At 74.6% G+C, this 19,183-nt stretch carries 15 protein-coding genes, 1 pseudogene and 1 riboswitch; of the genes and pseudogenes, 10 read left to right on the forward strand and 6 right to left on the reverse strand.

Annotated features, from left to right (window positions below):
* Positions 1 to 86 precede the first annotated feature (86 nt).
* Positions 87 to 854, forward strand: a complete 768-nt coding sequence (locus IH00_RS0111825; RefSeq protein ID WP_031072488.1) for a hypothetical protein — start codon at positions 87 to 89, stop codon at positions 852 to 854.
* Positions 855 to 893: 39 nt separating this feature from the next.
* Here IH00_RS0111825 and IH00_RS0111830 read toward each other — a convergent pair whose 3' ends face one another.
* From IH00_RS0111830 to IH00_RS0111840, 3 genes are all read right to left on the reverse strand, one after another.
* A complete protein-coding gene (locus IH00_RS0111830) occupies positions 894 to 1,694 on the reverse strand; it encodes an enoyl-CoA hydratase/isomerase family protein (RefSeq protein ID WP_031072491.1) in 801 nt (266 codons plus the stop codon).
* A 176-nt stretch (positions 1,695 to 1,870) separates the two neighbouring features.
* Positions 1,871 to 2,092 carry a helix-turn-helix domain-containing protein gene (locus tag IH00_RS0111835; protein ID WP_031072492.1) on the reverse strand — a complete coding sequence of 74 codons (222 nt, stop codon included), beginning with the start codon at positions 2,090 to 2,092 and terminating at the stop codon, positions 1,871 to 1,873.
* 396 nt (positions 2,093 to 2,488) lie between these two features.
* The gene (locus IH00_RS0111840; protein WP_031072494.1) at positions 2,489 to 4,087 is read right to left on the reverse strand and encodes an ABC-F family ATP-binding cassette domain-containing protein; all 1,599 of its coding nucleotides are present in this window, start codon (positions 4,085 to 4,087) and stop codon (positions 2,489 to 2,491) included.
* 421 nt (positions 4,088 to 4,508) lie between these two features.
* Between IH00_RS0111840 and IH00_RS0111845 the strand changes: the two genes are divergently transcribed.
* Complete coding sequence (locus IH00_RS0111845) at positions 4,509 to 4,913, forward strand: VOC family protein (RefSeq protein WP_031072496.1); 405 nt, start codon at positions 4,509 to 4,511, stop codon at positions 4,911 to 4,913.
* 82 nt (positions 4,914 to 4,995) lie between these two features.
* Here IH00_RS0111845 and IH00_RS0111850 read toward each other — a convergent pair whose 3' ends face one another.
* The 3 genes from IH00_RS0111850 to IH00_RS0111860 all read right to left on the reverse strand — a co-directional run bounded on the left by IH00_RS0111850 (position 4,996) and on the right by IH00_RS0111860 (position 8,839).
* The gene (locus IH00_RS0111850) at positions 4,996 to 6,399 is read right to left on the reverse strand and encodes a hypothetical protein (RefSeq protein WP_078887696.1); all 1,404 of its coding nucleotides are present in this window, start codon (positions 6,397 to 6,399) and stop codon (positions 4,996 to 4,998) included.
* A gap of 95 nt (positions 6,400 to 6,494) precedes the next feature.
* Complete coding sequence (locus tag IH00_RS0111855) at positions 6,495 to 7,622, reverse strand: alpha/beta hydrolase (RefSeq protein ID WP_031072500.1); 1,128 nt, start codon at positions 7,620 to 7,622, stop codon at positions 6,495 to 6,497.
* A 548-nt stretch (positions 7,623 to 8,170) separates the two neighbouring features.
* On the reverse strand, positions 8,171 to 8,839 hold the full coding sequence (locus tag IH00_RS0111860) for a class II aldolase/adducin family protein (RefSeq protein WP_039946793.1): 669 nt from the start codon (positions 8,837 to 8,839) through the stop codon (positions 8,171 to 8,173).
* A gap of 252 nt (positions 8,840 to 9,091) precedes the next feature.
* On the opposite strand from IH00_RS0111860, the gene IH00_RS0111865 reads away from it, so the two are divergent.
* The 8 genes and pseudogenes from IH00_RS0111865 (at position 9,092) to cobC (ending at position 19,177) form a co-directional block, all read left to right on the forward strand.
* Positions 9,092 to 10,354 (forward strand): inorganic phosphate transporter, encoded by a 1,263-nt coding sequence (locus tag IH00_RS0111865; protein ID WP_031072503.1) that lies wholly within the window; start codon positions 9,092 to 9,094, stop codon positions 10,352 to 10,354.
* 12 nt (positions 10,355 to 10,366) lie between these two features.
* Entirely contained in the window at positions 10,367 to 10,588 is a 222-nt protein-coding gene (locus IH00_RS0111870; protein WP_031072506.1) for a hypothetical protein, read from the forward strand.
* A gap of 198 nt (positions 10,589 to 10,786) precedes the next feature.
* A riboswitch (cobalamin riboswitch) is annotated at positions 10,787 to 10,863 on the forward strand.
* A 134-nt stretch (positions 10,864 to 10,997) separates the two neighbouring features.
* On the forward strand, positions 10,998 to 12,029 hold the full coding sequence (locus tag IH00_RS0111875) for a cobalamin biosynthesis protein (RefSeq protein WP_078887697.1): 1,032 nt from the start codon (positions 10,998 to 11,000) through the stop codon (positions 12,027 to 12,029).
* Complete coding sequence (locus IH00_RS0111880; protein ID WP_031072510.1) at positions 12,026 to 13,534, forward strand: cobyric acid synthase; 1,509 nt, start codon at positions 12,026 to 12,028, stop codon at positions 13,532 to 13,534. Before IH00_RS0111875 ends, IH00_RS0111880 begins: the two co-directional genes overlap by 4 nt.
* 73 nt (positions 13,535 to 13,607) lie before the next feature.
* Complete coding sequence (locus IH00_RS0111885) at positions 13,608 to 15,626, forward strand: putative cobaltochelatase (RefSeq protein WP_031072512.1); 2,019 nt, start codon at positions 13,608 to 13,610, stop codon at positions 15,624 to 15,626.
* Positions 15,626 to 16,234 (forward strand): cob(I)yrinic acid a,c-diamide adenosyltransferase, encoded by a 609-nt coding sequence (gene cobO / locus IH00_RS0111890; RefSeq protein WP_031072514.1) that lies wholly within the window; start codon positions 15,626 to 15,628, stop codon positions 16,232 to 16,234. Before IH00_RS0111885 ends, cobO begins: the two co-directional genes overlap by 1 nt.
* A complete protein-coding gene (locus IH00_RS0111895) occupies positions 16,231 to 17,574 on the forward strand; it encodes a cobyrinic acid a,c-diamide synthase CobB (RefSeq protein WP_031072516.1) in 1,344 nt (447 codons plus the stop codon). Before cobO ends, IH00_RS0111895 begins: the two co-directional genes overlap by 4 nt.
* Before the next feature lie 8 nt (positions 17,575 to 17,582).
* Positions 17,583 to 19,177 (forward strand): annotated as a pseudogene (gene cobC / locus IH00_RS0111905) (Rv2231c family pyridoxal phosphate-dependent protein CobC).
* Positions 19,178 to 19,183 lie beyond the last annotated feature (6 nt).

Genomic DNA, 19,183 nt, shown 5'->3' on the forward strand with positions numbered 1-19,183 from the left:
CGTCCCTTCAGGGAGGATTTGGGCTCTCTTGACCACATTAAGCCCGCTTGCTCCATCTCGCGCCGGAAATGCGGCAGTCTGGAGGAATGACGACGGCTGACGGATGGGCCACGGCGGTGCGAAGCAGGCTCGGGCTGGGGCGGCTGCTCCCGCTGGGCGGTGCGGCGGACGGGGTGTGGCTGGCGGAGCGGGCGGCGGCCGGGGTGCTGCGCCGGACGGCGTGGGCGGTGCCGGGTGTGTCACCCGGCCGGCTCCGGATCGGCCTCGCCGATCCTGAATCGGCCGGGGCGCCGGTGGTCCCGCCCCCGCCCGGCGCCCTGCCGCCCGGCCCGCTGCGCATCGAGGCGGACTTCGCGGTGCGCCTGGCGGGCAGCGGGAGCGTGCCGCTGCCGGACACCGCCGAGCTGCTGCGCACCGCCCTGCTGCGGGATGCGGAGGAACGGCTCGGCCTGCAGGTGACGGTCGCGGACCTCCGGGTGACGGCCCTGCTGGAGGCCGCGGCGCCCGGCGAGGGGCAGGCGCCGGAAGAAGCGGGCGGGGAAGAGGCGTCCGGCGCCGCGCGCGGTGCGCCAGGGGACGCCCTCGGCCCGGCGGCCGGTGCGGATGCCGGTACGGGCACGGGTACGGGTCCGGCGGCCACGACGGCCGCGGTGGTCGCGGCGGTGCCGGGCGTGCTGCGGCTGACGTCGGTGCTGGGCCCCTCCGTGCACCGGGGCGCCGACCATCTGCGTATCGAGCTGGCGACCGCGCCCGGCCACCGCGCACTGGACGTGGCGCTGGCGGTCCGGGCGGCCGTCGGCGGAACCCTGCCCGTGAGCGTCCTGGTCACGGACGTCGCGATCGGCGAGCCGTAACGGGCGCGCCGGACCGGGACAGGGGCCTACAGGAGGGACCTACTCGGAGAGGCCCGCGAGGTCGCGCAGGCGCCGGGCCTGGGCGGCGCGCTCGGCGACGCGCTGGTCCTCGTAGGTGCGCTCCTGGGCGCCGCGCAGCAGCGCCTTCGTCTCGATGACGGCGTCACGCGGCGCCGCGAGCAGCGCGGCCGCGAGGTCGCGTACGGCACCGTCCAGCTCAGCGGCCGGAACGACCAGGTTGGCGAGGCCGATGCGCTCGGCCTCGTCGGCGTGGACGAAGCGGCCGGTGGCGCAGATCTCCAGCGCCCGCGCGTAGCCGACCGCCGCGACGAGGGGGTGCGTACCCGTCAGGTCGGGCACCAGGCCCAGGCTCGTCTCGCGCATGGCGAACTGCACGTCCGGCGCGACGACGCGCAGGTCACAGGCGAGGGCGAGCTGGAACCCGGCCCCGATCGCATGCCCCTGGACCGCCGCGATCGACACGATGTCGTTGCGGCGCCACCAGGTGAACGCCTCCTGGTACTCGGCGATGACCGCGTCCAGTTCCTCGTCCGAGCCGCGCGCCAGGTCGAGGAACGACGGCTCCCCCTCGAAGCCCTCGGGCGTGAACGCCTGCCGGTCGAGCCCCGCGGAGAAGGACTTGCCCTCGCCGCGCAGCACAACGACCCGCACGCTGCCCGGGAGCGAGCGGCCGGCCTCCACCAGCGCCCGCCACAGGGCGGGCGACTGCGCGTTGCGCTTGGCCGCGTTGGCCAGGGTCACCGTGGCGACGGCGTCCTCGACGGTGAGCCGTACGCCGTCCTTGTCGAACACTTCGAGGACTGGGTCGAGCGAGGTCATGGGGCGCCTCCGGGTCCGGTGCGACTGTGCAGCCATTAAGTGACTGCACAGTAACCACCCGGCCGACACATCGATCGACCGGGTGGCCCTGCCGGAACCATTGGGCCGGTCGAGCCCGCTCGGACGTCAGCTCGGACGCCGGAACGCCGGGGACACCCGGAACACCCCAGTAGCTGTCAGGGCGTAGGGGCCTTCTTGCCCCGGGTCGCTCCGCCGCGTCCCCGCAGCGTCACCCCGGACTCGCTGAGCATCCGGTGGACGAAGCCGTAGGACCGGCCGGTTTCTTCGGCCAGTGCCCGGATGCTCGCACCGGAGTCGTACTTCTTCTTCAGGTCTGCCGCGAGCTTGTCGCGCGCGGCGCCGGTCACCCGGCTGCCCTTCTTCAGAGTCTCGGCCACCCGTGCCTCCTCATGGGAAGTGCGCCTCTGGACTTCTCATGATCACCCCTCCGGCGCCACATGGCCAGCGATTCGACAAGGTCAGTGCTGCAAGGTTTCGCCACCGGAAGGTCACCGCACGGTCACCGTCCCGACCGGAAGATCGGCGGCACGGCGGGCGCGGCGACGAAGTACCAGGTCAGGACGGTACGCGGGACGGACGGTCGAGCCGGAGGCGGAAGGCGGGCCTCCGCAGCCCGCCACGCCGCGGTACGAGACGCACTCACTCAGATGAAGGATCACGCGTAAGCCGAATGATCCATACGGAGATGATCAGCAAGGCCCCGGGCAGCCCTGGCCGCAGCACAGGGAGGCCCGGAAGAGGCCCGGAGGAGGCCGCGGCGGACACCGCGGGGGTCAGGCGAGCGCGACGAGGTCGGCGTAGTCGGCGCCCCAGAGGTCCTCGACGCCGTCGGGCAGCAGGATGATCCGCTCCGGCTGCAGCGCCTCGACCGCCCCCTCGTCGTGCGTGACGAGGACGACCGCGCCCTTGTACGTGCGCAGCGCGCCGAGGATCTCCTCGCGGCTGGCCGGGTCGAGGTTGTTCGTCGGCTCGTCGAGGAGCAGCACGTTCGCCGAGGAGACGACCAGCGTGGCCAGCGCCAGGCGGGTCTTCTCGCCGCCGGAGAGCACACCGGCCGGCTTGTCGACGTCGTCGCCGGAGAAGAGGAAGGAGCCGAGCACCTTGCGGACCTCGACGAGGTCCATGTCGGGCGCGGCGGACCGCATGTTCTCCAGGACCGTGCGGTCCGGGTCGAGGGTCTCGTGCTCCTGGGCGTAGTAGCCGAGCTTCAGGCCGTGGCCCGGGGTGACCTGGCCCGTGTCCGGCGTCTCCACGCCGGCGAGCAGCCGCAGCAGCGTGGTCTTGCCCGCGCCGTTGAGGCCGAGGATGACGACCCGCGAGCCCTTGTCGATGGCGAGGTCGACGTCGGTGAAGATCTCCAGGGAGCCGTACGACTTGGACAGGCCCTCCGCGGTGAGCGGGGTCTTGCCGCAGGGGGCCGGGTCCGGGAACCGCAGCTTGGCGACCTTGTCGGAGGCGCGGACGTCCTCGAGGCCGGCCAGCAGCCGCTCGGCGCGGCGGGCCATGTTCTGCGCGGCGACCGTCTTGGTGGCCTTGGCGCGCATCTTGTCGGCCTGCGCGTTGAGGGCGGCGGCCTTCTTCTCGGCGTTGGCGCGCTCGCGCTTGCGGCGCTTCTCGTCGGCCTCGCGCTGCTGCTGGTACAGCTTCCAGCCCATGTTGTAGATGTCGATCGCGGAGCGGTTGGCGTCCAGGTAGAACACCTTGTTGACCACGGTCTCGACGAGGTCGACGTCGTGGGAGATCACGATGAAGCCGCCGCGGTACGTCTTGAGGTAGTCACGCAGCCAGACGATCGAATCGGCGTCGAGGTGGTTGGTGGGCTCGTCCAGGAGCAGGGTGTCGGCGTCCGAGAAGAGGATGCGGGCCAGCTCGACGCGGCGGCGCTGACCGCCGGAGAGCGTGTGGAGCGGCTGGCCGAGGACGCGGTCCGGGAGGCCGAGCGCATGGGCGATGGTGGCGGCCTCGGCCTCGGCGGCGTACCCGCCCTTGGTGAGGAACTCGGTCTCCTGGCGCTCGTACTGCCGCAGCGCCTTCTCGCGGGTGGCGCCCTGGCCGCTGGAGATGCGCTCCTCGTTCATCCGCATCTTGCGGATGAGGACGTCGAGACCGCGGGCGGACAGGATGCGGTCGCGGGCCAGGACGTCGAGGTCACCGGTGCGCGGGTCCTGCGGGAGGTAGCCGACCTCACCCGAGCGGGCGATGGTGCCGGCGGCCGGGATGCCCTCGCCCGCGAGGCACTTGGTGAGGGTGGTCTTGCCGGCGCCGTTGCGGCCGACCAGGCCGATGCGGTCACCCTTGGCGACGCGGAAGGAAGCGGACTCGATGAGGATGCGGGCACCGGCGCGCAGCTCGATGCCGGAAGCGGTGATCACGGACAGACTCCAGGGCGGTATGGACGGCGGAAGGACGGCGAGGTGCGGTGGCTTCGACGCCGGCTAATGCACAGGGAGAATGGCCATACGGGCCAGTCTAACGGGCGGGTGCAACTGCTTTTCGGCACGCTTTCGTCAGCGGCGGGCGGCCGTATCGCCCCGCCCCGCGCCCTGCCCGGTCCCGTCCTCGCCCACTGTTCGGTTCGGTCCCGGGCCCGGGACGGTCCTGCGTACGGGGCGGCTGTAGTGCGCCGACGACTGCCGGGCGGGCCGTACGGCCCGGTTCAACACCTTCCGGTGACCGGCGGCCGCTCGGGGCTGCGATGTCAGTGGCGGCTGCCAGACTGAGCAACAGCTGAGATCCGGATCACAGTCGAAAGGTCGCAAGGTCGAATCGAGCGCGAATCGGAGCGTGAGCAGCATGGCGGACGTACCGAGCATCTATCCGACGATCCTTTACGAGGACGCGAAGGCAGCCATCAGAACGCTGAAGGAAGCCTTCGGGTTCACCGAGGTGAGTGTGTACGAGGGCGAGGACGGCTCCGTCGTCCACTCCGAGCTGGCCTGCGGAAACGGCATGGTGATGCTGGGCACCAAGGGCGGCGACGGCGTGTTCGCCAAGGCGATGGCAGGGGCGGGCCCGGTGGGGGTGTACGTCGTCGTGGACGACGTGGACGCGCACCATGCGCGCGCGGTGGAGCACGGGGTGGAGATCCTGATGCCGCCGACGGACCAGGACTACGGCTCGCGGGACTACATGGCGCGGGACGGCGAGGGCAACGTCTGGAGCTTCGGGACGTACGCCCCCGGCGTGGCGGCGGGCTAGGAACCCGCGGCCCGGCCGCTCGCCGGGGCCTCGGGCGGTGAGGCTTCCCGGCGGGCGGGGGAACCGGGGTGCGTGCCTGCGGTCAGGCTCCGCCGGTGTGGACCTGGAAGGCCGCGCGGCGCATCGCCTTGGCGAGGGCCGGATCGGGGTGGGCCGCGGCCAGGGCGACCAGGACCTGCACGGTGCGGGGGTGGCCGACCGCGCGGACCTCGTCGAGAAGGGCGGGGACCGTGCCCTGGACGGCGGACTCCAGGTGACGGACGAGCAGGCTGGCCTCCCCGTGGTCGGCGACGGCCGCGGCCGTGTCCACCCAGAGCCAGGTGGCCTCCTCGCGGGTGAGGACGTCCGGCGCGTCGTCGGGGTCGGCGCCCTCGTACTCGGCGAGCCACAGCAGGGCGTAGGGGCGCAGCGAGACCTCCTGCGCGGCGGTCCGCACCTCGCCCTCGGCCGCGGCGCCGACCACCCGCAGGGCCTCGAAGGCGAGGCCGCGCAGCAGGGCGTCCTCGCCGCGCGCGACGTCGAGGAGCTCGGTGACGGCGCTGCCGACCGGGCGGGCGGCGAGCCAGGCGCGGTATTCGGCGCGGGCCGGGCCGGGGGTGAGGCGGGCGCAGGCGCGCAGCATGTCCTCGGCGGACTGCTCGATGTGGCCGGCCGGGCTCTGTGCCGCGACACAGATCTGCTCCAGCTTGACCCAGACCGCCCAGTTGCCGAGCGGGGTGAGGGTGGCCTGGCCCTCGCCGAGGGTCAGGGCCCCGACGGCGGCCAGGCCCTCCAGCGCCCAGCCCAGCAGGCGGGCGAGGGAGTCGGGGCCCGGCAGCGGCTCGGGCACGTGCTCCCGCGGCGCCCCACCGGCCGCGGAGCCGGGCACGGGGCCCGTGGGCACCTCGCAGCGCTCCTCGCGGAGTTCCGCGACGCGCTGCTGGAGCAGATCGAGCAGGGACGGCACCGGTACGGGGCCGGCGGAGAGCTGGAGGAGGGAGAGCACCTGGGGCACCGCTTCCACGACCTCGGCCACGGCGGCGGGCGCGACGTCCCCGGGCGCCGGGTGGACGAGCGACCAGGCGTCGAAGAGGGCGACCCAGCCGCGCAGGACGGCCGAGTCGTCGCGGTCCCAGGCGCGCAGCCGCCACCCGGGGCGCGCCGTGCCGTCGTGCAGCTCCACGAGGCCGGCGAGACGGGCCCGGTCCCAGCCGGCGCGTACCTGCTCCGGTGTCAGGCCGAGGGCGGCGGCGGCGCGTTCCTGGGCGGGGGTGGCCTCGGGGTGGCGCTCGACGGCTGCCCAGCGGGCGATGCGCACGGCGTCATCGAGGACGGCCCTCGCCTGACGGGCCAGCTCGGCAGGGGGCGGCGTGCCCTCGGGCGGCCGCGGCGCCGGCCGGGTGCGCCGGGTCGTCACAGCCCGTCGGGCCGTGGACAGGGGCCGCGGACGGACGAGTCGGAGTCTGGAGTTGCGCGCCAGTTGCTCATCAGGCTTTCGAGACGTCACGGGGGCAGTCTTCCCGCTGACGGCCCGAAAGCCCAAACGGAATGGGATTCGCCGGGCTCCGGGTGCACAGGAGGGGGGTGCTACAGGAGGGGGTGCTACAGGAGGGGGGTGAGGAAGCGGCGCAGGGTTTCCTCGTAGCGGTGGGGGTCGGCGTTCCACATGGCGCCGTGCGGCGCCTCCGGGACCGCGTGAAGGGTGACCAGGTCGGGGCGGCGGGCGGCCAGTTCGCGCGAGCCCTGCCAGGGGGCGAGATGGTCGTCCGGGCCGTGGAGGAGGAGCGTCGGCACGCGCAGCCCGTCGGCGTCGGCGGCTTCGGCGATGCGGTCGGGGTGCACGCCCGTCCTGCCCTGGGCGGCGCGGACCGCGAGCGGCAGCAGCGGCGCGGGCGTGCGGCGGGCGGTGGCCAGGGCGCGGAGGGTGGTCTCCCATTCGAGGACCGGGGAGTCCAGCACCAGGCCGGTGATGCGGTCGCGAAGACCGGAGTTGGCGGCGGCGTGCAGGGCCATGGAGGCACCGGTGGACCAGCCGTACAGGATGACGCGGTCGGCGCCGCGGCGTACGGCGTGCCGGATCGCCGCGTCCAGGTCGCGCCACTCCGAGTCCCCGAGGTGGCCGAGGCCGTCCGCGGGGCGCGGGGCGCCCGGGTCGCCGCGGTAGGCGGGGGCGAGCACGGGGAGCCGCAGGCCGTGCAGGAAGCCCATGACGTTCAGGGTGTGTTCGCGGGTGGTGCCGAGGCCGTGGACGGCGATGACCCAGGTGGACCGGGTGGCGGGGACGAACCAGGCGGGCATCTCGCCCAGTTCGCCCTGGATGTCCATATCCTCGTGGGCGAGGCCGAGGGCGGTGGCGGGGGTGCCGGTGTGCAGCTGGGGGGTGAGCCTCACGCGGCTGCCGGGGGCGAGGGTGCCGCGGGACACGCTCTCCAGGCGGCGCACGACGGTGTCGGCGGTGTGCGGCACGTCGGCCAGGACGGGTCCGACGACCGCGTGGACCTCCGGGCCCTGGAGGCCGTAGGTGCCGGGGCGCAGCGAGGCCAGGTGTCGGGTCAGGGTGACCTGGCCGGCGGCGGTGGCGTGCACGGTGAGCCGGGGTTCCCCGGGCAGGGGCCGGCCGGGCCGCGGCCTGAGCGCGGCGTCGCTTGCGTACCGGCCGGCCGCGATCGTGGCCGCGCCGACACCGATGAGGGTGGTGACGGCCGCTGCCGTCGCTGTAGCCGGGCGCACCGCTCCATCTTCGTCGGGGCGCCCCCGCGCTGCCAGTGGGCCTGCTCCGCCGGTGGCGGCTCCCTCACGGCTGCCGGGTCCCGCCGGGGGCACCCTGCCAGCGCGGTGCCGGGCCCGGCGAACCGGCGCCCATGGCGGCGAACACGACCGCTGCCGGGCCGCAGCAGCGGGCGGGGCGCGGTGCGGTGATGCCGACGACGAGGTCCCGGCCGGCCGCGGAGCCCGGCCCCGGAGCCCCTGGCGCGGGGGGCCGGGGTGCACCGCCCCCGAACCCCTGGCGCGGGGCGGCCGGCATGCACCCGCGGGAGCCCCTGGCGCGGCGCGGTCCTGCCCAAGACAGCCACCCGGGCCAGCTGGGGAGCCCGAGCCCCTGGCGCGGGACGGGCGGGGGCATCGCCCCGGGTCACCCACTGCCCTCGGGCCGGAGGCCGCGCGGGCGGGTGCCGTCGCGGGCCGCCAGGCAGGGCAGGGCCGGAGCCCCCGGGACCCGATCATCATCCGCGGGCCGGCCCCGGGCGCCCGGCGCCCGCAGTCGCGGCGCCGGAGGATCAGCCGCGCTGGCCGTAGCCGTGGAGTTTGGTGGCGGCGGCGTCGAGGTCGGCGGGGGTCAGGAGGGTCGGGGTGTGGCCGGGGACCGAGGTGGCGGTGAGCCAGAGGCGGCACATCCATTCGAGCTGGGCCGTGCGGTCGTAGGCCTGGTCGAGGGTGTCGCCGTAGGTGACCGTGCCGTGGTTGCGCAGCAGGCAGCCCGTGCGGCCGTCGAGGGCGCGCAGCATGTGGTCGGCGAGCTCCTGCGTGCCGTACAGGGCGTACGGGGCGACGCGGACCGGGCCGCCGAGAGCCGCGGTCATGTAGTGGACCGGGGGGAGCTCGGCGACCAGGGTGGAGACCGCGGTGGCGTGCACGGCGTGGGTGTGGACCACCGCGCGGGCCGGGGTGCGGCGGTAGGTCTCCAGGTGCATGGGCAGCTCGCTGGTGGGCGTGAGCGTGCCGCGGACCTGGCGTCCGTCCAGGTCGACGGCCGTGATGTCGGCGGGGGTGAGCCGGTCGTAGGGGACGCCGCTGGGGGTGACGAGGACGAGGTCGCCGACCCGTACGGAAACGTTTCCGGAGGTTCCGACGACCAACCCGTCCGCCACCGTCCTGCGGGCGGTGGCCACCAGGGCGTCCCATGCCCGTTCGATCGCTTCGCGAGGCTCGGCCGTGTCCTGTGTCATGCACCCGATCCTGTCAGGCCGGCGTCCGGACGGGCATCCGGGTATGTGACATGCATCTCCCCGGAATGACGCGAAACGGCGGCAAACCCGACTTCCCGGGCCCGTGAGCACTGGGCTCCGGCCGTCCGCCGCGGAATCGGAGGCTTCCACTCCGGATCTTCGGACACCATGGCGCCCGACCCAGTTCACCTTCCGTTCACTCAGGTTGCTTACGTTCACCGAGCCACTGACGTCGAACGATTGCCTGGGTAAATGGAACACATCACGCTGCTGCTCGCCATTGTGGTCGTGACAGCTCTAGTGTTCGATTTCACGAACGGTTTCCATGACACCGCCAACGCGATGGCCACCACCATCTCGACCGGCGCCCTGAAGCCCAAGACGGCGGTGGCCATGTCCGCCGTGCTGAACCTGGTCGGCGCGTTCCTGTCCGTCGAGGTCGCCAAGACGATCTCCAGCGGGCTGGTGAACGAAGAAGGCATCACACCGGAGGTCATCTTCGCGGCGCTCGTCGGCGCCATCCTCTGGAACCTCGTGACCTGGCTGGTGGGGCTGCCCTCCAGCTCCTCCCACGCCCTCATGGGCGGCCTCGTCGGCGCCACCATCGCCTCGGTCGGCGTGAGCGGCGTCAACGGCGGCGTCGTCGTCACCAAGGTCCTCATCCCGGCCGTCGCGGCCCCGCTGGTCGCGGGCCTCGCCGCGATGCTGGCGACCCGGCTGACGTACAAGGCCGGCGCCAACATCGACGAGAAGACCGGCCGCAAGGGCTACCGCGCCGGTCAGATCGCCTCCGCGGGCCTGGTCTCCCTCGCCCACGGCACCAACGACGCACAGAAGACCATGGGCATCATCACCCTGGCGCTGGTCGCCGGCGGCATCCTCGCCCCCGGTTCGAACCCGCCGCTGTGGGTGATCGTCTCCGCCGGTGTGGCCATCGCGCTCGGCACCTACCTCGGCGGCTGGCGCATCATCCGCACCATGGGCAAGGGCCTCACCGACCTCCAGCCGCAGCAGGGCTTCGCCGCCCAGACCAGCGCGGCCACGGTCATCCTCGCCTCCTCCAACCTGGGCTTCTCGCTCTCGACGACGCACTCCTGCTCCGGCGCCGTGATGGGCGCGGGCCTCGGCCGCAAGGGCGGCGTCGTCCGCTGGTCCACCGCCACCCGGATGTTCGTCGCGTGGGGCCTGACCCTGCCGGCCGCCGGCCTCGTCGCCGCCGCCTCGGAGTACGTGACCCAGCAGGGCGACTGGGGCGTCGCCGCCGTCGCGGTCTTCCTGGTCGCCTCCTGCGCCGCGATCTGGTTCATCTCCCGCCGCCAGGTCGTCGACCACACCAACGTCAACGACGTGGAGCCGGCGGACAGCGAGCCCGCCGGTGTCGTGACCACCGCCATCGCCGCGGTCACGCCGCCCCCGGCCGGTGCCGTCGCCGCCACCGTCGCCTCCGACGACCTCAAGGCCACCATCCCGGCCACGGCCGGTGAGACCGCCCCGGCTCCCGCCGCCACGGTGTAAGGAAAGAACAGCATGAAGATCGACTGGGCAGCTCTCGGCTCCGTGTTCGGCGTGAGCCTCGTGGCCACCGTCGCACTGGTGGGCCTGTTCACCCTCGGCATCGCCGGCCTCTCCAAGCAGGAGCAGGCCGCCGCGAACGGCGGCTCGGCCGTCATGGCCCGCACCGGTGCCTACGCGGCGTTCGCGCTGTGCGCGGCCGCCATCGCCTTCGGGATCTATCTGATCGTCACCTGAGCACCGGGCCCCGTCCGACCAGGACCGGGCCCGTCCTTCCAGGACCCGATCGTCCGGCCGGGCCGGCCGCACCTCCACGGTGCGGCCGGCCCGGCCGCGTCCTGTGGGCCTCGGCACACTGTCCCGCCGCAGGTCAAGGGTGAGTTGACGGGCCTTCGCGGGCCGTGGTGGACTGCCCGGGCCATCTACGGCGGCAGGAGAGGAAGCCGGTGCGAATCCGGCGCGGTCCCGCCACTGTGAGTCCGGCCCTGGGGGCCCGGACGAGTCAGGAACTCTCGCCGCCGGTCACGTCGAGCCAGGGCGCGGACCCTGAGTGAGGACATCGCCATGCCCGGCTGCGTATCAGCTGCGTACAGACCCATGACTCCGCACATCCGAGGCCGGCGAGACGTATCGGCCTGCTGACCCGATGCGCGGCAATCACACTGACATCGCGCGCGGCCGTGTCCTCACGGGCCGCGTCACCAGCGCCGGCACCGGGAAGCACCGTGCCTCCGGCCACCGTGTCTTCGCGTACGGCGCCGCCGCCGGCCTCGCCGTCGATCTGCTCCTCGCCGACCCCCGCCGCGGCCATCCCGTCGCCGCCTTCGGGCGCGCGGCAGCGCGCGTGGAGAGCGCCTTGTGGCGCGACCACCGCGGGTGGGGTGTGCTGCACGCCGCCGTGTGCGCCGGGGGCGCGGCCGGTGCGGCGGCGCTCGCGGAACGGGCGGTACGCGGGCGGCGCACCGCCGCCGTCGCCCTGACCGCGGCCTCCGTGTGGGCGGTCGTCGGCGGGACGACGCTGGGCCGTGAGGCCCGCGCCATCGGCGGCGCCCTGGCCGTCGGGGACCTGGAGGTGGCCCGGGAACGGCTGCCGCACCTGTGCGGCCGCGATCCACAGGCCCTGGACGGCCCGGGCATGGCCCGCGCGGTCGTGGAGTCGGTCGCCGAGAACACCTCCGACGCCGTGGTCGGCGCCCTCGTGTGGGGCGCGTTCGGCGGCGTGCCGGGCCTCGTCGCCTTCCGGGCCGTGAACACCCTGGACGCGATGGTCGGCCACAAGTCGCCCCGCTACCGCCGCTTCGGCTGGGCCTCGGCCCGCCTGGACGACGTGGCCGGCTGGCCCGGCGCCCGGCTGACCGCCGCACTCGCGGCGGTCGCGGGCGGCGACCCGCGGGGCGCGGTACGGGCCTGGCGCGCCGACGCGGCGAAGCACCCGAGCCCCAACGCGGGCCCGGTGGAGGCGTCCTTCGCGGGCGCGCTGGGGATACGGCTCGGCGGGACGCTCTCGTACGGCGGACGGGTCGAGCACCGGCCCGTCCTCAACGCGGGCGGCCGGGAGGTCGACGTGGCGGACATCGAACGGGCGGTGCGGCTGTCGCGCCGGGTGAGTGTCCTCACGCTCGCGGTCTGCGCGGGCGGACGACTGGCGTACGGGGCGATCAAGCGGAGGCGTACATGAGGGGTGGGGGGCTGCTCGTCGCGGGCACCACGTCCGACGCGGGCAAGAGCGTCGTCACGGCCGGCATCTGCCGCTGGCTGGTCCGGCAGGGCGTGCGGGTCGCGCCGTTCAAGGGCCAGAACATGTCGCTCAACTCGTTCGTGACGCGTGAGGGAGCGGAGATCGGGCGGGCGCAGGCCATGCAGGCGCAGGCCGCGCGGGTCGAGCCGACCGCGCTGATGAACCCGGTACTGCTCAAGCCGGGCAGCGACCGCTCCAGCCAGGTCGTGCTCATGGGCAGGCCGGTCGGCGAGCTGAGCGCCCGGGGCTACCACGGCGGCAAGCAGCGCGAGCTGCTGGAGCCGGTGCTGGACTGCCTGCAGCGGCTGAGGGACTCGTACGACGCCGTGATCTGCGAGGGCGCGGGCAGCCCTGCCGAGATCAACCTGCGCCGTACCGACATCGTCAACATGGGCATCGCGCGCGCCGCGCGGTTCCCCGTCCTCGTGGTCGGCGACATCGACCGGGGCGGGGTCTTCGCGCAGTTCTTCGGGACGACGGCGCTGCTGGCGCCCGAGGACCAGGAGTTGGTCGCGGGGTACCTGGTGAACAAGTTCCGGGGCGACGTCACGCTCCTGGAGCCGGGGCTCGACATGCTGCTGGGCCTGACCGGCCGGCGCACCTTCGGTGTCCTGCCGTACGCGCACGGGCTCGGCATCGACGAGGAGGACGGGCTGCGGGTGTCCCTGCGGGGCACCGTCCGCGAGTCGGTCGTCGCGCCGCCGGTGGGCGAGGACGTGCTGCGGGTCGCCGTCTGCGCCGTGCCGCTCATGTCGAACTTCACCGACGTCGACGCGCTGGCGGCCGAACCGGGCGTCGTGGTGCGGTTCGTGGACCGCCCGGAGGAGCTCGTCGACGCGGACCTGGTCGTCGTGCCGGGCACACGCGGCACGGTCAGGGCGCTGGCGTGGCTGCGGGAGCGCGGCCTCGCGGACGCGATCGCGCGGCGGGCTGCCGAGGGCCGCCCGGTCCTCGGCATCTGCGGCGGCTTCCAGGCGCTCGGCGAGCGCATCGAGGACGACGTCGAGTCCCGGGCCGGTGAGGTCGCGGGCCTGGGGCTGCTGCCGGTACGGGTGCGGTTCGCGCCGGAGAAGACCCTGGCGCGGCCGGCCGGCGAAGCCCTCGGCGAGCGCGTCGAGGGGTACGAGATCCACCACGGCGTCGCCGACGTGCGCGGTGGCGAGCCGTTCCTGGACGGCTGCCGGGTGGGGGCCGTCTGGGGCACGCACTGGCACGGCTCCCTGGAGAGCGACGGCTTCCGCCGGGCGTTCCTGCGGGACGTCGCGGCCGCGGCCGGGCGGCGCTTCGTGCCCGCGCCCGACACGTCGTTCGGCGCGCTGCGCGAGGAGCAGCTCGACCGGCTCGGCGACCTGATCGAGGAACACGCGGACACGGACGCGCTCTGGAAGCTGATAGAGGCGGGGCCCCCGGCGGGGCTGCCGTTCCTGCCCCCGGGGGCGCCGTGAGCACCGGCGGCCCCCGCACACGCGACACCTCCTCCGAAGCCGGATGGAAGCCACTCGAAGGAGTGATCACAGCATGAGCACCCGGTATCCGTTCACCGCCGTCGTCGGCATGGACGACCTGCGGCTGGCGTTGCTGCTCAACGCCGTCAGCCCGGCGGTGGGCGGCGTCCTCGTCCGGGGCGAGAAGGGCACGGCCAAGAGCACCGCGGTCCGCGCCCTGGCCGACCTGCTGCCCGAGGTGACGGTCGTGCCGGGCTGCCGGTTCAGCTGTGATCCGGCCGCGCCGGATCCCGCGTGCCCGGACGGCCCGCACGGCACCGGCACCGCCTCGTCGCGCCCCGCGCGCATGGTCGAGCTCCCGGTGGGGGCGTCCGAGGACCGGCTCGTGGGCGCGCTGGACATCGAGCGGGCCCTGGCGGAGGGCGTGAAGGCGTTCGAGCCGGGACTCCTGGCGCAGGCGCACCGCGGGATCCTGTACGTGGACGAGGTCAACCTGCTGAGCGACCATCTGATCGACCACCTCCTCGACGCCGCCGCCATGGGCGCCTCGTACGTCGAGCGCGAAGGCGTCTCGGTGCGGCACGCCGCCCGCTTCCTGCTGGTGGGGACGATGAACCCGGAGGAGGGCGAGCTGCGGCCGCAGCTCCTCGACCGGTTCGGCCTCACGGTGGAGGTGGCCGCCTCCCGCGACCCGGACCAGCGGGTGGAGGTCGTCCGGCGGCGGCTGGCGTTCGACGACGACCCGGCCGGCTTCGCGGCGCGGTGGGCCGGCGAGGAGAGCGCGCTGCGGGAGCGCATCGCGGCCGCGCGGGCGCTGCTGCCGGAGGTGCGGCTGGGTGACGACGCGCTGCGCCGGATCGCGGCGACGTGCGCCGCCTTCGAGGTGGACGGCATGCGCGCGGACATCGTGATGGCCCGTACGGCGACGGCGCTGGCCGCGTGGGCGGGCCGTACCGACGTCACCGCGGAGGACGTGCGGCAGGCGGCCCTGCTGGCCCTGCCGCACCGGCGTCGGCGCAATCCCTTCGACGCGCCGGGGCTCGACGAGTCCAAGCTGGACGAGACGCTGGAGGAGTCCGGGGGTGGCGACGACCCCGACCCCGACCCGGATCCCGACGGCGGTCCCGGCGGTGGCCCCGGCGGTGGCGGCGGTCCGGAGGACGGTGTGCCTCCGCAGGCCGGGCCGCCTTCCGGCGAGCGCCCGCAGGCGGAGGAGCCGGCCGGGCCCGGCGCCCAGGGCGGTCCCGGGGGCCGTGAACAGGCCCCGGCCAAGGCTGCCGAGCCGTTCCGCACGAAGGTGCTGAGCGTGCCGGGCCTCGGTGAGGGCGCGGCGGGGCGTCGCTCCCGCGCGCGTACCGAGCACGGCAGGACCACGGGGGCGACGCGGCCGCGCGGCGCGCTGACCAAGCTGCACCTGGCGGCGACCGTCCGGGCGGCGGCGCCGCACCAGCGGGCGCGCGGCCGGTCGGGGCCGGGTCTCGTCGTACGGCGCGACGACTTGCGTCAGGCGACGCGGGAGGGGCGCGAGGGGAACCTGGTGCTGTTCGCGGTGGACGCCTCCGGTTCGATGGCGGCCCGGCAGCGGATGGGCGCGGTCAAGGGCGCGGTGCTGTCGCTGCTGCTGGACGCGTACCAGCGGCGCGACAAGGTCGGCCTGGTCACCTTCCGCGGCGCGGCCGCCGATGTCGCCCTGCCGCCGACATCGTCGGTGGACGCGGCGGCGGCGCGCCTGGAGCAACTGCCGACCGGCGGGCGCACCCCGCTCGCGGCCGGGCTGCTCAAGGCCCATGACGTGCTGCGGGTGGAGCGGCTGCGCGATCCGTCGCGCCGCCCGCTGCTTGTCGTCGTGACGGACGGCCGGGCGACGGGGGGTCCGGAGCCGCTGGCGCTGGCCGCGCGGGCCGCCGGGCTGCACGCCGCCGAGGGGACCGCGTCCGTGGTCGTGGACTGCGAGTCCGGTCACGTACGGCTGGGGCTGGCCGCCGAGCTGGCCCGTCACCTCGGGGGCACCGCCGTCACGCTCGACGAACTGCGCGCGGACTCGATCGCGGGTCTGGTCAGGGACGTAACTGCAACGAGAAGGGCCGCTTGATGCCGCAGGGACAGCCGACCGTCGTACCGGACGACGGACTCACCACCCGCCAGCGCCGCAACCGCGCGCTGGTGATGGTGCACACGGGAATCGGCAAGGGGAAGTCGACCGCAGCCTTCGGCATGGCGCTGCGCGCCTGGAACCAGGGCTGGCCGATCGGGGTCTTCCAGTTCGTCAAGTCCGCCAAGTGGAAGGTCGGCGAGGAGAACGCCCTCAAGGCGCTCGGCGAGACCGGCAAGGGCGGGACCGTCACCTGGAACAAGATGGGCGAGGGCTGGTCCTGGATCCAGCGCGAGGTCGCCGAGGGCGAGCAGTCGCACGAGGACAAGGCGCGCGAGGGCTGGGAGCAGGTCAAGCGCGACCTCGCCGAGGAGAGGTACAAGTTCTACGTCCTCGACGAGTTCGCCTACCTGCTGCACTGGGGCTGGATCGACACGGCCGAGGTCGTCGAGGTGCTGCGGAACCGGCCAGGTCAGCAGCACGTGGTGATCACCGGCCGCAACGCGCCGCAGGAGCTGCTGGACTTCGCCGATCTGGTCACCGACATGTCGAAGGTCAAGCACCCGATGGACGCGGGTCAGAAGGGCCAGCGGGGCATCGAGTGGTGACGTCTCCCCCGCGCCTCGTCATCGCCGCGCCCTCGTCGGGCGCCGGCAAGACCACGGTGGCGACCGGCCTGATGGCCGCGTTCGCGGGCCGTGGCCTGGCGGTGTCGCCGCACAAGGTCGGCCCCGACTACATCGACCCCGGGTACCACGCGCTCGCGACCGGCCGCCCGGGCCGCAACCTCGATGCGTACATGTGCGGTACGGAACTGATCGCGCCGCTCTTCGCGCACGGCGCGCGCGGCTGCGACCTGGCCGTCGTCGAGGGAGTGATGGGCCTGTACGACGGCGCCGCCGACCAGGGCGAGCTGGCGTCCACGGCGCAGGTGGCGAAGCTGCTGAAGGCGCCGGTGGTGCTGGTGGTGGACGCGTCGTCCCAGTCGCGGTCGGTGGCGGCGCTGGTGCACGGCTTCGCGTCGTGGGACCCCGGGGTGCGGATCGGCGGGGTGATCCTCAACAAGGTGGCGACCGACCGGCACGAGCACCTGCTGCGCGAGGCGCTCGGGGAGTCGGGCGTGCCCGTGCTGGGCGTGCTGCGGCGCGCCCCGGCGGTGGCGACGCCGTCGCGGCACCTGGGGCTGGTGCCGGTGGCCGAGCGGCAGGCGCAGGCGGTCGAGGCGGTGGCCGCCCAGGCGGAGCAGGTGCGGGCGGGCTGCGACCTGGACGCGCTGCTGGCGCTGGCGCGGTCGGCGCCGCCGCTCGCGGCGCAGGCGTGGGCACCGGAGCTCGAACCGGTGGCGGGGCGCCCGGTGGTGGCCGTCGCGGGCGGCGCGGCCTTCACGTTCTCGTACGCCGAGCACGCCGAGCTGCTGACGGCCGCGGGGGCGCGCGTCGTGTCGTTCGACCCGCTGCGCGACGAGGAACTGCCCGAGGGGACGCGCGGTTTGGTCATCGGCGGCGGGTTCCCCGAGATGTACGGCTCCGAGCTGTCGGCCAACGCGCGGCTGCGCAAGGCGGTCGCGGAACTGGCCGCGTCGGGGGCCCCGGTGGCGGCGGAGTGCGCCGGGCTGCTGTACCTGGCGCGCTCGCTGGACGGGCAGCCGATGTGCGGGGTGCTGGACGCCGACGCGCGCATGTCGCAGCGGCTCACCCTGGGCTACCGGGACGCGGTCGCGGTGAGCGACAGCCCGCTGGCCGCGGCGGGGACGCGGATGCGGGGGCACGAGTTCCACCGCACGGTCCTGGAGCCGGGTGCCGGACCGTCCCCCGCGTGGGGGCTGCGGCAGCCGGAGACGCGGGTGGAGGGCTTCGTCCAGGGAGGTGTGCACGCGAGTTACGTGCACACGCACTGGGCGGCGGTGCCCGGGGCGGCGCGGCGGTTCGTGGAGTTCTGCGCGCGGTGAGGTCGCTGGTGGTCGGGGTGGGCGCCGGGCGCGGGGTGTCCGCCGACACGGTGCTCGGCCTGATCGAGGAGACGCTGCGGGACGCCGGGTTGCCGGCGGACGACGTGGTGGAGCTGGCGACCGTCGCCGCGAAGGCGGAGGAACCGGGCATCGTGCTGGCCGCGGCACGGCTCGGTGTGCCGCTGCGGTCCTACGCCGCAACGGAGTTGGCGCGGGTCGCGGTGCCGAACCCCTCGGCGGCCGTGGCCGCCCGCGCCGGGACGCCGTCCGTGGCGGAGGCGGCGGCGCTGGCGGGCGGCGGCGAACTCCTCGTACCGAAGCGGAAGGCGGCGGAGCCGGACGCACGGGCGACGTGTGCGGTGGCGCGCAGGCGATTGTTGAATGTGGGCCCCGGGTACACCGGTGGGGAAACGGCGTTGACAGCACGGCCGGCGCCGGAGTCTTTAGACAGGGAACGCCCGTAGGGCGTCCGTCCACCGTCGGTTCACCCCTGCCCCTTCACCCCCCACCACCCCCCACCACCCCCATGGCGGCCATGCATACCCACACTGATACCCACGATCTGCGTCACCACGGCGACGCGGAGGTCCGGGACGAGAAGCTGACCGATCTCGCGGTCAACGTCCGCGCGCACACTCCTCCCGACTGGCTGCGCGAGCGCATCGCCCGGTCGCTGACCGGTCTCGCCGCCTATCCGGACGGGCGGGCGGCGCGGGCCGCGGTCGCCGCCCGGCACGATCTGCCCGGTGAGCGGGTGCTGCTGACGGCCGGGGCCGCGGAGGCGTTCGTGCTGCTGGCGCGGGCGCTGCCGGTGCGAAGACCGGTGGTGGTGCACCCTCAGTTCACCGAGCCCGAGGCGGCGCTGCGGGACGCGGGGCACGAAGTGCGCCGGGTGCTGCTGCGCGCGGAGGACGGCTTCCGGCTGGACCCGGCGGCGGTCCCGGAGGACGCGGACCTGGTGGTGGTCGGCAACCCGACCAACCCGACGTCCGTGCTGCACCCCGCTTCCGTCCTGGCCCGGCTGGCACGGCCGGGGCGGACCCTGGTGGTGGACGAGGCGTTCATGGACGCCGTCCCGGGCGAGCGGGAGGCGCTCGCCGGGCGCACCGACGTACCCGGACTGGTGGTGCTGCGCAGCCTCACCAAGACGTGGGGGCTGGCCGGCCTGCGGATCGGCTACGTGCTGGCCGGTCCGGCGACGATCGCGGCGCTGGAGCGGGCGCAGCCGCTGTGGCCGGTGTCCACGCCCGCCCTGGCGGCGGCCGAGGCGTGCATGTCGCCGGCGGCGCTGGCGGAGGCGGAGGAGGCGGCCCACCGGATAGCGGAGGACCGCGCCCATCTGCTCGCGGGGCTGGCCGAGTTCGAGGAGGTGCGGGCGGTGACGGCGGCGGAGGGCCCGTTCGTCCTGGTCCGCATCGAGGGCGCGCACGCGGTCCGCGACCGGCTGCGCTCGCTGGGCTTCGCGGCCCGCCGCGGGGACACCTTCCCGGGGCTGGGCGGGGACTGGCTGCGCCTGGCGGTGCGCGACCGCGTCACGACCAACCGCTTCCTCCAGGCGCTGGACCAGGCACTGGTGATGGCGGGGTGCGCGAAGGGGCGGTGACGCCGC

The sequence above is a fragment of the Streptomyces sp. NRRL S-118 genome (assembly GCF_000716335.1).
In the GTDB taxonomy this organism is placed as follows: Bacteria; Actinomycetota; Actinomycetes; order Streptomycetales; family Streptomycetaceae; genus Streptomyces.

Excerpts from the sequence above, each read along its gene's own strand:
- IH00_RS0111825 (WP_031072488.1), top strand. The coding sequence starts at position 87 with ATGACGACGGCTGACGGATGGGCCACGGCGGTGCGAAGCAGGCTCGGG.
- IH00_RS0111830 (WP_031072491.1), bottom strand. The coding sequence starts at position 1,694 with ATGACCTCGCTCGACCCAGTCCTCGAAGTGTTCGACAAGGACGGCGTA.
- IH00_RS0111845 (WP_031072496.1), top strand. The coding sequence starts at position 4,509 with ATGGCGGACGTACCGAGCATCTATCCGACGATCCTTTACGAGGACGCG.
- IH00_RS0111860 (WP_039946793.1), bottom strand. The coding sequence starts at position 8,839 with ATGACACAGGACACGGCCGAGCCTCGCGAAGCGATCGAACGGGCATGG.
- IH00_RS0111865 (WP_031072503.1), top strand. The coding sequence starts at position 9,092 with ATGGAACACATCACGCTGCTGCTCGCCATTGTGGTCGTGACAGCTCTA.
- IH00_RS0111870 (WP_031072506.1), top strand. The coding sequence starts at position 10,367 with ATGAAGATCGACTGGGCAGCTCTCGGCTCCGTGTTCGGCGTGAGCCTC.
- IH00_RS0111875 (WP_078887697.1), top strand. The coding sequence starts at position 10,998 with ATGCGCGGCAATCACACTGACATCGCGCGCGGCCGTGTCCTCACGGGC.
- IH00_RS0111880 (WP_031072510.1), top strand. The coding sequence starts at position 12,026 with ATGAGGGGTGGGGGGCTGCTCGTCGCGGGCACCACGTCCGACGCGGGC.
- IH00_RS0111885 (WP_031072512.1), top strand. The coding sequence starts at position 13,608 with ATGAGCACCCGGTATCCGTTCACCGCCGTCGTCGGCATGGACGACCTG.
- cobO (WP_031072514.1), top strand. The coding sequence starts at position 15,626 with ATGCCGCAGGGACAGCCGACCGTCGTACCGGACGACGGACTCACCACC.